Here is a 14,312-nt window from a genome sequence, read left to right as displayed (position 1 = left end):
CATCAGGGTTGTTGGTGCCTCCCGTCGCCCGGAGGCAGCACTTTCCTAGACGTTGCGCGGATCAGGGGACCGCGAGCGTCCTTACAGCGGGATGTTGCCGTGCTTCTTGGGCGGCAGGGTCTCCCGCTTGGTGCGCAGCACGCGCAGTGCCCGGACGATCTGGGTGCGCGTCTCGTGCGGCGCGATCACCGAGTCGATGTAACCGCGCTCGGCGGCCACGTACGGGTTGGCCAGGGTGTCCTCGTACTCGGCGATCTTCTCGGCGCGAACCGCCGCCGGGTCGTCGGCGCCGGCCAGCTCGGCGCGGTAGAGGATGTTCACCGCGCCCTGCGCGCCCATCACCGCGATCTGGGCGGTCGGCCACGCGAAGTTCAGGTCCGCGCCGAGGTGCTTGGAACCCATCACGTCGTACGCCCCGCCGTACGCCTTGCGGGTGATCACCGTGACCTTGGGGACGGTGGCCTCGGCGTACGCGTAGATGAGCTTGGCGCCCCGGCGGATGATGCCGTCCCACTCCTGGCCGGTGCCGGGCAGGAAGCCGGGCACGTCCACGAAGGTCAGCACCGGGATGTTGAACGCGTCGCAGGTGCGCACGAACCGCGCGGCCTTCTCCGAGGCGGCGATGTCCAGGGTCCCGGCGAAGTGCATCGGCTGGTTGGCGACGACGCCCACCGGGCGGCCCTCCACCCGGCCGTAGCCGACCACGATGTTCTGCGCGTAGAGCGGCTGGACCTCCAGGAACTCCCCGTCGTCGAGGACGTGCTCGATGACGGTGTGGATGTCGTACGGCTGGTTCGCCGAGTCCGGGACGAGCGTGTCCAGCTCGCGGTCCTCGTCGGTGATCGCCAGGTCGGCGGGGGCCTCGAAGACGACCGGCTCGTCGAGGTTGTTCGACGGCAGGTACGACAGCAGGGCCTTGACGTAGTCGACCGCGTCGTCCTCGTCGGTGGCGAGGTAGTGCGCGTTGCCGCTGCGCGTGTTGTGCGTGCGGGCCCCGCCCAGCTCCTCCATGCCGACGTCCTCGCCGGTCACCGTCTTGATCACGTCGGGGCCGGTGATGAACATGTGCGAGGTCTGGTCGACCATCACTGTGAAGTCGGTGACCGCCGGGGAGTAGACGGCGCCGCCGGCGCAGGGCCCCATCACCAGCGAGATCTGCGGGATGACCCCGGACGCCCGCACGTTGCGGAAGAAGATCTCGCCGTAGAGGCCGAGCGAGACCACACCCTCCTGGATGCGGGCACCGCCGGAGTCGTTGATGCCCACCACCGGGCAGCCGATCTTCATGGCGAGGTCCATCACCTTGACGATCTTCTCGCCGAAGACCTCGCCGAGCGAACCACCGAAGACCGTGAAGTCCTGCGCGAACACGCACACCTGCCGGCCGTCGACAGTGCCGTAGCCGGTGACCACACCGTCGCCGTACGGGCGGTTGCGCTCCAGCCCGAAGGCCGTGGACCGGTGCCGGGCCAGCTCGTCGAGTTCGACGAAGGAACCCTCGTCGAGCAGCATCTCGATCCGCTCGCGGGCGGTCTTCTTGCCGCGCGCGTGCTGCTTCTCGACCGCGCGGGCCGACCCGGCGTGCACCGCCTCGTCGACCCGGCGCTCCAGGTCCGCCAGCTTGCCCGCGGTGCTGTGGATGTTGGTGCCGGTCTCGGTAGTCACCAAGCGAATATAACGATGGTTCAGGTCGGTGCGGCTGTGCAGTACCCCTCAGTGCCGCCGCCACCACCGCCGTAGGCTGGCGGAATGTCGGGCTCTCCGTACACCGATCTGGACCGCCCGCCGCTGTCGGCGGCCCGGCTGCGCCGCGCGTTGGTCGCGCCGAACGGGCCGTGGACCCGACTGGAGGTGCGCGCCGAAACTGGCTCCACGAACGCCGACGTGGCCGAGGCGGCCCGCGCCGGCGAGCCCGAGGGGCTGGTCGTGGTGGCCGAGCGGCAGACCGCCGGGCGCGGCCGCCGCGGCCGGATCTGGCAGTCGCCGCCCCGGGCCGGCATCGCGACAAGCGTGCTGCTGCGGCCCGGCGCGGCCGTGCCGGAGCGCGACTGGCTGCCCGTGCCACCCACCGGGTACGGGTGGCTGCCGTTGCTGGCCGGCGTGGCGCTGGTCGAGGCGGTGGCCCGGCTGGCCGAGCTGGACGCCACCCTGAAGTGGCCCAACGACCTGCTGATCGACGGCGCGAAGTGCGCCGGTGTGTTGGCCGAGGCGGTGCCCGGACGGGCACCTGACCAACCGCCGGCCATCGTGCTCGGCATCGGGCTCAACGTGACGCTGCGCGCCGACGAGCTGCCGGTGAATCCGACCGGGCTGCCGGCCACCTCGTTGCAGTTGGCCGGTGCGGCGGCCACCGACCGGGACCCGCTGTTGCGGGCCCTGCTGCGGGCGGTCGCCGACTGGTACGACCGCTGGCGCTCGGCTGGTGGCGACGCGGTGTCCAGTGGCCTACGCGACGCCTACCTGGCGGCGTGCGCGACGGTCGGCCGGGAGGTGCGCGTCCTGCTCCCCGACGGCGAGGCCCTCACCGGCACCGCCACCGGAGTGGACCCGGACGGCCAACTTCAGCTCACCACCCCGACAGGCGTCCGTACGCTCGCGGCCGGTGACGTCCTGCACCTGCGCTGACCACCTGATCCTCGCTTCGTGCCGGCCGCACCGGGTCGAACGGGCGACGGCCACCGAGCGGCGACCGGAGCGCAAGATCGTGAAGACTCGGGTGGGGCCGCGTGGCGGATGTTGTGGTGGGGTCTGGGGGTTTACCGTCTGCGCGTCGGAAGAATGGCGATGGAGGTTGTCGTGGCGTTTCCTGAAGACGTGCTCACCGAAGACGAGCATGTCGTGCTCCATCTGCACCCGCACTGGAAGGCGCTGATTCGGCCCATCGTGGTGCTGGTGCTGGCCATCGCCGCGGTGGTGGTCGGTGTGCTCCTGCTGCCCGAGAGTGGTGGCGGTTCGGTCGCGCTGGCCGTGATCGGAGTGATCGCTCTGGTCGGGGTGCTCTGGCTCGGGTTGTGGCCGTTCCTGGTCTGGCGCACCACGCACTACCTGTTCACCAACGAGCGGGTGCTGATCCAGCAGGGTGTCTTCTCCCGCGACCGGCGGGACCTTCCCCTCACCCGGGTCAACGACCACTCGATGAACCAGCGGTTCGCCGAGCGCCTGCTCGGCTGCGGCACGCTCACCATCGAGTCGGCCGGTGAACGCGGTCAGTCGGTGCTCGCCGACGTGCCGAATGTCGGGAAGGTGCAGACCACCCTGTACGAGCTGGTCGAGGCGCAGCACGACAAGCACTCGCTCGGCGACGGGGAGATGCGCGACATCCTCGCCGACATGCAGGACGGCAGGCCGCTGCGCGACGGCAAGCCGCTGCGGGACACCACGACCTGATCCGGGTCGACTGCGGTCGAGGCCCGCCCCGGCCGCGGTGTGTCGGGGCGGGTCAGGTGGGTGGTTCGGCCCGGGGCGGCCCGTTACCGGGGCTGGTCTCGGCCGGGCCGGCGTTGGGCGGCACTCTCGCCGGCCGGCCGTCGTCGGACGGGCCGCTCCCGGTGGGTTCAACCCCGGTCGGGTTGGCCGCGGTCGGGTCGGCCGCGGTCGGGTCGGCCCCGGCTGGGTCGGCCGCGGTCGGGTCGGGTTCGGTGGGATCGTCGTCGGCGGGCCGCACGGCGAACCAGCCACGGAAGCGGGTGCGCAGCACCTCCTGCTCGGGCCGGTCGTCCGGGCCGAGACGCAGCATGGTGCCAGTGAGGCTCACGGTGCCGAGCCCCGGACGGGCGGTCGACGGTCGGGCGCCCATCACGTCGACCCGCACGGCCAGCCGGTCGCCGGCGCGCACGGGGGCGAGCCAGCGCAGCTCCTCCAGGCCGGGGGACGCGTCCGCGGCCGCCCGGGACAACAGGTGGTCGACGTACGCGCGCATGAACAGGCTGACCGTGTAGAAGCCGCTGGCGATCAACCCACCGTGCCGGCTGGCCCCGGCCAGCTCGGCATCGACGTGGTACCACTGCGGGTCGAAACGGCGGGCGAAGGCGACCATCTCGTCGCCATCCACGGTGACCACACCGAGGTCGACGGTGAGCCCCGGGACGAGATCCTCGAAGAACAGCTCGGCGGGTTGCCCGGTGCCGGAGCGGGCGTCGGGTGTCGTCACCGGCGGGGCGCGCGGCGAGTGCCGACGTGCAACTCCGCGGCGAGTTCCGCGTCAAGGTCGGCGGCCGGGCTGACGCTCAACCGGGGGCGGCCCTGGGCGGGCGCGCCGGGCGGCGCGTCGGCCCGTCGCGCGGACTCGGCCTCTTCCAGCTCGGAGACGGACTCGGCGAGCTCGGCGACCGGGTCCATCTCCGCCATGGTGTCCCACTCGTCGCGCGGGATGTCGTGCCAGGTGGTCTCGGGCTTCGCCTCGGTCTCGTCGACAGTGACCGGCTGGAAGACGAAGGTCCGGTACGACCAGAACCGGAACAGCGTGGCCAGCAGGACACCGGCGGTCTTGGCCACGTTCAGTGCCAGCAGGCCGTGAACGCCGAGGCCGTACTTGGCCGCCGCCACGGCGCCCAGTTCGATGAGCAGGCCAGCGCCGTTGAACAGGAAGAACAGGACGTACTCCCGGCGCAGCGCCGACTTCGGGCGATCCCGGTACGTCCAGTGCCGATTCATCAGGTACGACGTGATCGTGGCGACGACTGTCGCAATCACCGTCGCCTTCAACTGACCATTGACGAAAACAGTCAGTGCAAGGGCATTGAACACCGCGTAATTGATGACGGTGTTGATGCCACCGACGATGCCGAACTTGAGCGCCTCGTGGATGAACTTCTGCCAGCGCTCAGGCAGCAGACGGACAAGACGCATGCGAAACACCTTAGGGCAGTCGGTGTGACCGGCGATCACCGGCCAAACGGGGTGAGCGGCAGGTCACGCCCTGCGGTCGGGGTCGGGTCTTACCTGCGGAAGGGTCCGGGTTCCCGCTTCGACGAAGACGAACCGCCGGTAGGACCAGAATCGGAACAGCGTGCCGAGGCCCGTGCCGACGATGTAGCTGGCGACGTTGTCGGCAAGGCGCGTCTGGAACACGTCCGGCCAGACGCTGCCGAGCCCGTACCGGCTGATCGCGAGGCAGGCCACCGCGATGCCGAGGCCGACGATGTTGAAGAAGAAGAACAGCGCGTACTCGCGGGCCGGGTTGCTGCGCTGGCGGTGCCGCCAGGTCCAGAACCGGTTGCCCACGAAGGCGACGGTGGCGGCGATGACGGTGGAGATCGTCTTCGCCGTCAACTCCTCGACGTCGCGGGTGCTCGTCAGATAGTTGAAGAGCGCGAAGTCGACGAGGAAGGCGACGCCACCGACGGTGGCGAACTTGCTCATCTCGCGGACGAGGTGACCGAAGCGGTCCAGCAGCTTGCCAACAAGACCCCGTCGGGTCTGCCGGGGACCCGGTTGCTCCCCGGTCATCGTGGCGGCCACGGAGCGAGCCTACCGGCTCGGGACCAGTCAGCGGGGTAGCTACGGCAAGCGGGCGTGGTCGCCCGGCACCGCTGATCACCGTGTGCGAAACCGCCGTACGGAGCGTAACCAATTGGGAGGACTGACGTGCCTCGGAACGGGAATCCACGCACCGGTCGGCGGGGCAGGTCCACGGCCCGACCGCAACAAGCGTCCGCCGGGGTGCACAACAAGATTTGCGTGAAACTGCGCAGGAAAGCGGGTATCAGATCGTGATGCCGCAGCGTGGCCGTAGCTTGTGCAGTTCTTCACAACCAGTCCCACTGACTCGGAAGGCTGCCCGGTTTACGCTGAGGCCAATCCCAGGTTTCCACGAAGGCGACGCATCGCGCCGCCGAGTCTCGTGCATCCCATAGATCGGTCAGCGTCGACCACAAGGAGATGTGTCATGGTTGCTCCGGCTGTTGTGCGGGGTATTGATCAGGCCCCGACGTCCCATCCGAAACTGCTCGCCTGGGTCCGTGAGGTCGCGGAACTGACCACCCCCGACCGGGTCGTCTGGGTGGACGGGTCCGACGAGGAGTGGCGCCGCCTCACCGATGAGCTGGTCGAGGCCGGCACGCTGATCCGGCTGAACCCGGAGAAGAAGCCCAACTCGTTCTACGCGCGTACCGACCCGACCGACGTCGCCCGGGTCGAGGAACGCACCTTCATCTGCTCCGTCGACGAGGCGGACGCCGGCCCCACCAACAACTGGATGGCCCCGGCGGAGATGAAGCGGACGATGACCGAGCTGTACCGCGGCTCGATGCGGGGCCGGACCATGTACGTCATCCCGTTCGTCATGGGCCCGGTCGAGGCCGAGTCCCCGATGTTCGGCGTCGAGATCACCGACAGCCCGTACGTGGTCGCCTCGATGCGCATCATGACGCGGATGGGCACCCGCGTCCTGGAGGCGATGGGCGACGACGCGGACTTCGTGCACGCGTTGCACTCGATCGGCGCGCCGCTCGCCCCTGGTCAGCAGGACGTCGCCTGGCCGTGCAACGAGACCAAGTACATCTCGCACTTCCCCGAGAGTCGGGAGATCTGGTCGTACGGCTCCGGTTACGGCGGCAACTCGTTGCTCGGCAAGAAGTGCTACTCCCTGCGGATCGCCAGCGTGATGGGTCGCGACGAGGGCTGGCTCGCCGAGCACATGCTGATCCTCAAGATCACCTCGCCGGAGGGCAAGGTCCACCACATCGCCGGGGCGTTCCCCTCGGCCTGCGGCAAGACCAACCTGGCCATGGTGGAGCCGACCATCCCCGGTTGGAAGGTCGAGACCATCGGCGACGACATCGCCTGGATGCGGTTCGGCCCGGACGGCCGCCTCTACGCGGTCAACCCGGAGTACGGCCTGTTCGGTGTCGCGCCCGGCACCGACTGGAAGACCAACGCCAACGCCATGCGCACGCTGGACCGGGGCAACTCCGTCTTCACCAACGTCGGCCTCACCGACGACGGTGACGTCTGGTGGGAGGGCATGGGTGAGCCCCCGGCGCACCTGATCGACTGGAAGGGCAACGACTGGACGCCGGACAGCGACGCCCTCTCCTCGCACGCGAACAGCCGGTTCTGCACCCCGATCACCCAGTGCCCCATCCTCGCCGACGAGTACTTCGACCCGAACGGGGTGCCGATCGACGCGATCCTCTTCGGTGGTCGCCGCAAGGACACCATTCCGCTGGTGACCGAGGCCCGCGACTGGGTGCACGGCGTCTACATGGGTGCGACGCTGTCGTCGGAGACGACGGCTGCCGCGTCCGGCGCGGTCGGCGTGGTCCGCCGGGACCCGATGGCGATGCTGCCGTTCATCGGCTACCACGCGGGCGACTACTTCCGGCACTGGATCGAGATGGGCAAGGGCACCGACGGCGACGAGGCGAAGCTGCCCAAGATCTACTACGTCAACTGGTTCCGCAAGGACCCGGACGGCTCGTTCCTCTGGCCTGGCTTCGGGGAGAACGCCCGGGTGCTCAAGTGGGTCGTCGAGCGGATCGAGGGCAAGGCCGACGCGGTCGAGACCCCGGTGGGCATGGTCCCCGCGCCGGACGCGCTCGACGTCGAGGGCCTGGACATGACCCCGGAGGACGTTCGGATCGCCCTCAAGGTCGACCCGGACGAGTGGCGCAACGAGCTGCCGATGATCACCGAGTGGTTCGAGAAGTTCGGTGACAAGCTGCCCGGCGTGCTCTGGGCCGAGTTGGACGCGCTGCGCGCCCGCCTGGACGCCGCGCAGCCGCAACGCTAGGTGTGAAGATCGCCCCGCGCGGGCATCATCGGATCCCATGAGGACGGCCGCCGAGACCCAGGTCCGGCGGCCGTCCGCCGTCCGGGTGCTCACCATCCTGCTCGCGACGACGGCGGCGGCCACCGTCGTGGTCGAGCTGCTCAACTGGTGGTACGCCCCGGAGCAGGGCTTCGGTCTGGCGGTGCGCACCGGCTGGGCCATGCTGCGCTCGTTCGGCTTCCTGCTGCTGATCGGGCACGTGCGCCGGGGTCGGACGGTGGCCCGCCCGTTCGGGCTGATCCTCGCGGTCACCACGATCTTCGCGGTCGGCCGGCTCATCGTGCCCCGCCAGGGGGTGCCACCGCTGCCCGGCCTGCTCGGCTTCGCCGTGCTCACCGCGCTCTGCGTGGCGGTGGTCTGGCTGCTGTACCGCTCGTCGGCGCTGGCCGGGCATCTCGTCCGGCACCGTCCCCGCCTCGTCATCGACCGGGCCGGCATCTCCTGGCGGGAAACCCCGCCGCGCCGGCCGGAGGCGAACGCCTGGCTGTTGACCAGCCGGGTGGCGGCGTTCACCTACAGCCCGTTGATGCTGGTGCCGGCCCTGGTGGCCGGCGCCTCCATCCTGGACGGCCGGCTGACCGCACTGCCGGCAGTGCTGTTCTGGTTCGGCGCCGGCATCGCGGCCAGCTACGCGGTGCTGTTCTGCACGGCGTTTCTGATGCGGGGCAGGGACTGGGCGCGGGGCCTGCTGGTCGGCGTCACAGTGGTCGTGCTCGCCGTGGACCTGCCGCTGTGCTGGTGGCTGCTGGGCGTGGACGGCCTGGTCCGCGACGGCGCCCCACTGCTCGCGGCGGCTGCGCTCGCCGTCTACGGTCTGCGCCGCGCCGCCCGTACTCCGGCCTGACCGGGACATTTGTCACCGCGCACGCCGTACCTGTGGTTCTGCCGCGCGGCGTCGCCCGTTCGTAGCGTGCTGGGTATGGGTGACACCGTCGTACGTCTCACTGGCCTTACCCGATCGTTCGGACTCGTGCGAGCCCTTGCCGGCATCGACCTGAGCATCGCGCGGGGCAGCATCGTCGCGCTGCTCGGGCCCAACGGCGCGGGCAAGACGACCGCGATCTCGATCATGCTCGGGCTCGCCCCGGCCGACGCCGGGACCGTGGCCCTGTTCGGCGGGTCTCCCGCCGAGGCGGTGCGGGCCGGCCGGGTCGGCGCGATGCCGCAGGGGGCCGGGGTCGTGTCCGCCGCCACCGTTCGCGAGGTGATCGAGCTGGCCCGCGCGCTGTACCCGCGCCCGTCGGCCACCGACCGGATCCTGACCACAGCGGGGCTGACCGGCCAGGCGGACCGTCGCCTGGACCGGCTCTCCGGTGGGCAGGCGCAGCGTGCCCGGTTCGCGTTCGCGTTGGCCGGCGGCCCGGAGCTGCTGGTCCTCGACGAACCCACCGCGAGCATGGACGTCGCAGCCCGGCGGGAGTTCTGGGCTGCCCTCCGCCGGTACGCCGCCGAGGGCAACACCGTCCTGTTCAGCACCCACCAGTTACACGAGGCGGACGAGTACGCCGAACGGATCGTGGTGCTCGCCGCCGGCCGGGTGGTGGCCGACGCGCCGCCCGCCCAGATCCGTGCCCTCGCGGGTAGCCGTACCGTCGCCTTCGACGCTGCCGGCGCACCGGTCACCGGGCTGGACCTGCTGCCCGGCGTGCGGTCCGTGGAGGTCCGGGGCGACCGGGTGGTGCTGACCACCGACGATGCCGACGCCACAGTGATCGCGTTGGCGGGCACCCGCGGTTTCCGCGGACTCGAGGTCTCCGTCGCACTGGAGCCCGCCTTCCTCACTCTCACCGCCGCCGCAGGGGAGCACTGACATGCGCGCCTACCTACGATTCGAGCTGCGTCGGCTGGTCCGGGACCCGCGCCTCATGCTGTTCTCCGTGCTGGGCCCGGTGCTCACGTACCTGATCTTCTCTGGGTTCGCCGGTCGCGGTGAGCAACTGGAGGGTGTGGCCGCGCCCGCCGCGCTCATGGTCGGCCTGGCCGGGTACGGCGCGGTCGCGGGCGTGCTCTCGGTGGGGTCGTCGGTCGCTCAGGAGCGGGCGGTCGGCTGGCTGCACCAACTGCGCGTCACCCCGTTGCCGCCCTGGCAGGCGGTCCTGACGAAGGCCCTGGTCAGCACGTTGACCGGGGTGCCGTCGGTGGTCGCGGTCGGTGTCGCCGGGCGGTTGCAGCAGAACGTCCACCTGGACGCTGCCCGCTGGACCGCGCTGCTGCTGCTGTTGTGGGCCGGTTCGGTACCGTTCGCCCTGCTCGGGCTCGCCATCGGCTACGGGCTCGCCCCGCAGCTCGCCCAGGTGGTCAACTTCCTGGTCTTTCTCGGCCTGTCGGTCCTCGGTGGCCTGCTGCTGCCGGTGACGTACTTCCCCGCCGCGTTGCGACACCTGGCGCACGCGCTACCGACGTACCGGTACGCCGAACTCGGCTGGCGGTCGGTCGCCGGGCTGGCACCCACCCCGTCCGGGTTGGGCCTGCTCCTGGCCTGGACCCTGCTCTTCGCAGCGGTCGCGGCCTGGGCCTACCGGCGCGCGGCCGTGGGCCGTTGACCACCGATACGGTTTGCACCATGCCTGGTGCCGCCGACCTGCCCGGTGCCGCCGACCCGGCCGTGTCCGTCGACCGTGGCCGGCGGCGCCGGGGCGTCGTGCTCGTGCTGGCTCACACGTTGTGGCTGTGGTTGCTGCTGCCGCCGGCCGCCGCGATCGTGCGAGGACAGGTCCGCCCGGTGCCGATGGCAGCGGCCGGGCTGGCCCTCTTCGCGCTGCTCTATCTCGCCCTGGTGGCGGTGCCCGTGGCCGCACTGGCCGTCCGACCGGCTCTGCATCACGCCGGGCTGGCCCTGCTCGCGCTTCTCGGTGTCACGCTCGCCGCCGCGTACGCCGGCGTTTCGGAGGGCTGGCTGGCCCTGCTGATGTACGTGTGTTCCGCGGGCGCGGTGGGACTGGTCCAGGTCGGATGGGGCTTCGGCTGGGTCGGTGGCAGCGTCGTGGCGGTGCTGGTGATCGGGGCCGCCCGACGCCTGCCGGCCGACACCATGGCCCAGATCGCGCTCATCACGTTGCTCGCGGGTGCCATGACGCTGGCGTTCGCCCGGGTGGCCCGCCTGGTCGACGAGTTGCGCCGTACCCAGCGGGAGCTGGCCCGCACCGTGGTGGAGCGGGAACGACTCCGGTTCGCCAAGGACCTGCACGACCTGCTCGGCCACACGTTGTCGTTGGTCGTGGTGAAAGCCGAGGTGGTGCGCCGGCTGGCTCCGACGGACCCGCAGCGGGCCACCGTGGAGGCAGCCGACATCGAGCGGATCGGTCGCACCGCCCTCGCCGAGGTACGGGAGGCGGTCACCGGTTACCGCGAGCACAGCCTCGGCCGGGAACTGGACAACGCCCGTAGCGTCCTGGCGGATGTCGGCATCGCGGTCACCGTGCGGACGAGCGGGCAGTTGGCCGTCGAGACCGACGACGTGTTCGCCTGGGTGCTCCGGGAGGGAGTGACGAACGTGCTGCGACACAGCCGGGCGTCCCGATGCGACATCGAGATCGACACCGACGCCGACGGGTCGGTGCTCACCGTTCGGGACAACGGGGTCGGTGGCCGGCCGGCATTTGGTAACGGTCTGCGTGGCCTCACCGAGCGGCTGGAGCAGGCGGGCGGCTCCCTGGAGGTCGGCCCGGCGCGCGGCGGAGGTCTGCTGCTCACCGTCCGGGTCCCCACGAGCCGGATCGCGACGGTGCCCGGATGATCCGGCTGCTGCTCGCCGAGGACCAGGGCATGATGCGCGGCGCGCTGGCCCTGCTGTTGAACCTCGAAGTCGACATGGAGGTGGTCGCCGAGGCCCGCACCGTGGCCGAGTCGTTGGAGGCGGCCCGGCGGTGTCGTCCGGACGTCGCGCTGCTGGACATCGAGATGCCCGACGGCAGCGGTCTGGACACCGCCGCGATCCTGCGGGAGCAGGTGCCCGAGTGCCGAGTGCTGATCCTCACCACCTTCGGCCGGCCCGGTTACCTGCGGCAGGCGATGGAGGCCGGCGCGGCGGGCTTCCTGGTCAAGGACGGGCCGGTGGAGGAACTCGCGGTGGCCGTCCGCCGGGTGCTCGCCGGTCAGCGGGTGATCGATCCGGCGCTCGCGGCGGCGGCGTTGTCGGCCGGCCCGAACCCGCTCACCGACCGGGAGCGGGACGTGCTGACCGCTGCCGTGGACGGTGCCACCATCGCCGACATCGCCGCCCGCCTGCACCTGTCCGAGAGCACCGTGCGCAACTACCTGTCGGCGGCCATCGGCAAGACCGGCACCCGCAACCGGATCGAGGCCGCCCTCAGCGCCAGGGCCAACGGCTGGATCTGAAGCCGGCGAGGTCCACGTGGCTGCGGCGGAATTCGGCAGTGCGGCATCGGTGCGGGTGAGCGGGCAGCAGGCAGGATGGCGGGTGGCGCCGGTCACAGCGGCTGACGTCGGCGACCCGGACGGATCGCCGGGCGGGGCAGGAGCGGGCCGCCCACCGGACGGAGGGAGGCGCGGTGAGCGACGAGTTCGACGTGGTGGTGGTGGGAGCGGGGCCGGCCGGGGCGGCTGCCGCGTTGACGGCGCGCCGGGCGGGCGCCAGCGTGCTGCTGCTGGACCGGGCCGACTTTCCGCGGGACAAGGCGTGTGGCGACGGGATCGCCGCGCACTCGGTGGACGTGCTCTCCGAGCTGGGGGTGACCGAGGCGGTGGCGGGCTACGCGCCGCTGCCCGCGTTGCGCATGATCGCGCCGGGTGGTGGCGCCGTGGCGCGGGCGTTGCCCCGACCCGCGTACACCGTGCCCCGGGAGGTCTTCGACGCGCGGCTGGTGGCGGCTGCCGTGGCGGCCGGTGCGCAGTTGCGCCGGCACACCGTGCGTCGGGTCGAACCGCGCGCCGACCGGGTGGTGCTCGACGGGGAGGTGTCCGGCCGGGTGGTGGTGGGCGCCGACGGGGCCGGTTCGGTGGTGCGTCGGGCGCTCGGCCATCCGCAGAATCCCGACCGGCACCTGGCGCTGGCCATCCGGGGGTACGCGCCGGCGCTGCCCGGCCCGTCCGAGCAGCTCATCGTCACCTCGAAGGCGCGCTGGCCGGCGTACGCCTGGTCGTTTCCGATCGGCGACGGACGGGCGAACGTCGGGTACGGGGAGGTGCTGCGCGGTGAGCCGCTGAGCCGGGCCTACCTGCTGGACCGACTGGCCGCCCTGCTGCCCGGCACCGACCTGGGCACTGTCACGGCGTTGCGTGCCCATCACCTACCGCTGTCCACCCACCGGCCGACGCCGGGGCGTGGGCGTACGTTGCTGGCCGGGGACGCGCTGTCACTGATCAATCCGTTCACCGGGGAGGGCATCTTCTACGCGTTGCTCTCCGGTGCGCTCGCCGGTGCGGCGGCGGCCCAGAGCCCCGATGCGGCAGCCGGCCGCTACGCGCACGGGTTGCGCCGTCGTCTCGGCACCCACCTGCGGCACAGCTCGGTCGCGGCCTGGTTGGCGCGGCGTCGTCGAGTGGTGGACGCGGCGGTCCGGGCGGCCCGGCGGGACGACCGGGTGTTCTATGACGTGGTCGAGCTGGGACTGGGTGACGGACGTCTCACTGCCCGTACGCTGGCGATGATCGGCATCGGTCTGCCCGGCGGGGATGGGGCTCCGAGGCGGTGATCTGGCCGAAGGGTCGCTACGCTGCTAGGTGATGACGCTGCGGGACCTTATCTACTCCGTGTACGAGCGCCGGCTCACGGCGAAGCTCGCGGGTAAGCCGGTGCCCCGACACGTCGGGGTGATGTGCGACGGCAACCGCCGCTGGGCGAGGGAGATGGGCTTCGTCGACCCGAACGACGGGCACCGGGTCGGCGCGGCGAAGATCAAGCATGTCCTCGGCTGGTGTGACCAGGCCGGCATCGGGCACGTGACCCTCTACCTGCTGGCCACCGACAACCTGCGCCGACCGGCAAGTGAGCTGGACCCTCTCCTCAAGATCATTGAGGATCTGGTGGTGGAGCTGGCAGAGGAGGGCAATCCCTGGCGGTTGCGCATCGTCGGGGCACTCGACCTGCTCCCGGCGCAGACCGCGGCGGCGCTCAAGGGCGCCGAGGAACGCACCCGCGAGCGCACGGGCGGCGCGGAGGTCAACATCGCGGTGGGCTACGGCGGCCGCCGGGAGATCACCGACGCGGTCCGCTCGCTGCTGTTGGAGCACGCCGCCTCCGGCGGCACGATCGAGGAACTGGCCGAGGTGCTTGACGTCGAGCACATCGCCGAGCACCTCTACACCCGTGGTCAGCCCGATCCCGACCTGGTCATCCGTACCAGCGGGGAGCAGCGGCTGTCCGGCTTCATGCTCTGGCAGTCCGCGCACTCGGAGTTCTACTTCTGCGAACTCAACTGGCCGGATTTCCGGCACATCGACTTCCTGCGCGCACTGCGCTCGTACGCGACCAGGCAACGCCGCTACGGCGCCTGAGCCGGCCGCGCGGCGACGGGCCACCGTCCACGCGCTGGCGGACCAGATCCTCGCAGTAGTGCCAGAAGTCCAGCAGGCCCTGCGC

14 protein-coding genes are annotated in these 14,312 nt (G+C 71.2%); 10 read left to right on the top strand and 4 right to left on the bottom strand.

Features of this window, described 5'->3' with window-relative positions:
- Window positions 1-81: 81 nt before the first annotated feature.
- Window positions 82-1,665: an acyl-CoA carboxylase subunit beta gene (locus AB0F61_RS25465; RefSeq protein ID WP_357814172.1), complete on the bottom strand. Its 1,584-nt coding sequence runs from the start codon at window positions 1,663-1,665 to the stop codon at window positions 82-84.
- A gap of 84 nt (window positions 1,666-1,749) precedes the next feature.
- On the opposite strand from AB0F61_RS25465, the gene AB0F61_RS25460 reads away from it, so the two are divergent.
- The gene (locus AB0F61_RS25460; protein ID WP_357814169.1) at window positions 1,750-2,625 is read left to right on the top strand and encodes a biotin--[acetyl-CoA-carboxylase] ligase; all 876 of its coding nucleotides are present in this window, start codon (window positions 1,750-1,752) and stop codon (window positions 2,623-2,625) included.
- Window positions 2,626-2,796: 171 nt separating this feature from the next.
- Window positions 2,797-3,387 carry a PH domain-containing protein gene (locus AB0F61_RS25455; RefSeq protein WP_357814167.1) on the top strand — a complete coding sequence of 197 codons (591 nt, stop codon included), beginning with the start codon at window positions 2,797-2,799 and terminating at the stop codon, window positions 3,385-3,387.
- 52 nt (window positions 3,388-3,439) lie between these two features.
- On the opposite strand, the gene AB0F61_RS25450 is transcribed toward AB0F61_RS25455, so the two are convergent.
- The 3 genes from AB0F61_RS25450 to AB0F61_RS25440 form a co-directional block, all read right to left on the bottom strand.
- Entirely contained in the window at window positions 3,440-4,150 is a 711-nt protein-coding gene (locus AB0F61_RS25450; RefSeq protein WP_357814165.1) for a MaoC/PaaZ C-terminal domain-containing protein, read from the bottom strand.
- Window positions 4,147-4,848, bottom strand: a complete 702-nt coding sequence (locus AB0F61_RS25445) for a GtrA family protein (protein WP_357814163.1) — start codon at window positions 4,846-4,848, stop codon at window positions 4,147-4,149. Before AB0F61_RS25445 ends, AB0F61_RS25450 begins: the two co-directional genes overlap by 4 nt.
- A 63-nt stretch (window positions 4,849-4,911) precedes the next feature.
- Window positions 4,912-5,460 (bottom strand): GtrA family protein, encoded by a 549-nt coding sequence (locus AB0F61_RS25440; protein WP_357814161.1) that lies wholly within the window; start codon window positions 5,458-5,460, stop codon window positions 4,912-4,914.
- Window positions 5,461-5,887: 427 nt separating this feature from the next.
- Between AB0F61_RS25440 and AB0F61_RS25435 the strand changes: the two genes are divergently transcribed.
- The 8 genes from AB0F61_RS25435 to AB0F61_RS25400 all read left to right on the top strand — a co-directional run bounded on the left by AB0F61_RS25435 (window position 5,888) and on the right by AB0F61_RS25400 (window position 14,227).
- Complete coding sequence (locus AB0F61_RS25435; RefSeq protein WP_357814159.1) at window positions 5,888-7,732, top strand: phosphoenolpyruvate carboxykinase (GTP); 1,845 nt, start codon at window positions 5,888-5,890, stop codon at window positions 7,730-7,732.
- A 37-nt stretch (window positions 7,733-7,769) separates the two neighbouring features.
- On the top strand, window positions 7,770-8,615 hold the full coding sequence (locus AB0F61_RS25430) for a hypothetical protein (RefSeq protein WP_357814157.1): 846 nt from the start codon (window positions 7,770-7,772) through the stop codon (window positions 8,613-8,615).
- 126 nt (window positions 8,616-8,741) lie between these two features.
- The gene (locus tag AB0F61_RS25425) at window positions 8,742-9,581 is read left to right on the top strand and encodes an ABC transporter ATP-binding protein (RefSeq protein ID WP_357814155.1); all 840 of its coding nucleotides are present in this window, start codon (window positions 8,742-8,744) and stop codon (window positions 9,579-9,581) included.
- A gap of 1 nt (window position 9,582) precedes the next feature.
- Window positions 9,583-10,314 carry an ABC transporter permease gene (locus AB0F61_RS25420; protein WP_357814152.1) on the top strand — a complete coding sequence of 244 codons (732 nt, stop codon included), beginning with the start codon at window positions 9,583-9,585 and terminating at the stop codon, window positions 10,312-10,314.
- A gap of 20 nt (window positions 10,315-10,334) precedes the next feature.
- Entirely contained in the window at window positions 10,335-11,507 is a 1,173-nt protein-coding gene (locus AB0F61_RS25415) for a sensor histidine kinase (protein WP_357814149.1), read from the top strand.
- Window positions 11,504-12,109: a response regulator transcription factor gene (locus AB0F61_RS25410; protein ID WP_357814147.1), complete on the top strand. Its 606-nt coding sequence runs from the start codon at window positions 11,504-11,506 to the stop codon at window positions 12,107-12,109. Before AB0F61_RS25415 ends, AB0F61_RS25410 begins: the two co-directional genes overlap by 4 nt.
- A gap of 173 nt (window positions 12,110-12,282) precedes the next feature.
- Window positions 12,283-13,425 carry a geranylgeranyl reductase family protein gene (locus tag AB0F61_RS25405; protein ID WP_357814144.1) on the top strand — a complete coding sequence of 381 codons (1,143 nt, stop codon included), beginning with the start codon at window positions 12,283-12,285 and terminating at the stop codon, window positions 13,423-13,425.
- Window positions 13,426-13,456: 31 nt separating this feature from the next.
- Window positions 13,457-14,227, top strand: a complete 771-nt coding sequence (locus AB0F61_RS25400) for an isoprenyl transferase (RefSeq protein ID WP_357076504.1) — start codon at window positions 13,457-13,459, stop codon at window positions 14,225-14,227.
- Window positions 14,228-14,312 lie beyond the last annotated feature (85 nt).

The sequence above is a fragment of the Micromonospora sp. NPDC023888 genome (genome assembly GCF_040639415.1).
Classification (GTDB): domain Bacteria; phylum Actinomycetota; class Actinomycetes; order Mycobacteriales; family Micromonosporaceae; genus Micromonospora.
Note: the sequence above shows the minus strand (reverse complement) of the source record. Positions and strands in the feature narration are given on the sequence as shown.

Bases quoted from the DNA above. Each gene is read 5' to 3' on its own strand.
- AB0F61_RS25460 (WP_357814169.1), top strand. From the start codon at position 1,750: ATGTCGGGCTCTCCGTACACCGATCTGGACCGCCCGCCGCTGTCGGCG.
- AB0F61_RS25445 (WP_357814163.1), bottom strand. From the start codon at position 4,848: ATGCGTCTTGTCCGTCTGCTGCCTGAGCGCTGGCAGAAGTTCATCCAC.
- AB0F61_RS25435 (WP_357814159.1), top strand. From the start codon at position 5,888: ATGGTTGCTCCGGCTGTTGTGCGGGGTATTGATCAGGCCCCGACGTCC.
- AB0F61_RS25430 (WP_357814157.1), top strand. From the start codon at position 7,770: ATGAGGACGGCCGCCGAGACCCAGGTCCGGCGGCCGTCCGCCGTCCGG.
- AB0F61_RS25420 (WP_357814152.1), top strand. From the start codon at position 9,583: ATGCGCGCCTACCTACGATTCGAGCTGCGTCGGCTGGTCCGGGACCCG.
- AB0F61_RS25415 (WP_357814149.1), top strand. From the start codon at position 10,335: ATGCCTGGTGCCGCCGACCTGCCCGGTGCCGCCGACCCGGCCGTGTCC.
- AB0F61_RS25410 (WP_357814147.1), top strand. From the start codon at position 11,504: ATGATCCGGCTGCTGCTCGCCGAGGACCAGGGCATGATGCGCGGCGCG.
- AB0F61_RS25400 (WP_357076504.1), top strand. From the start codon at position 13,457: ATGACGCTGCGGGACCTTATCTACTCCGTGTACGAGCGCCGGCTCACG.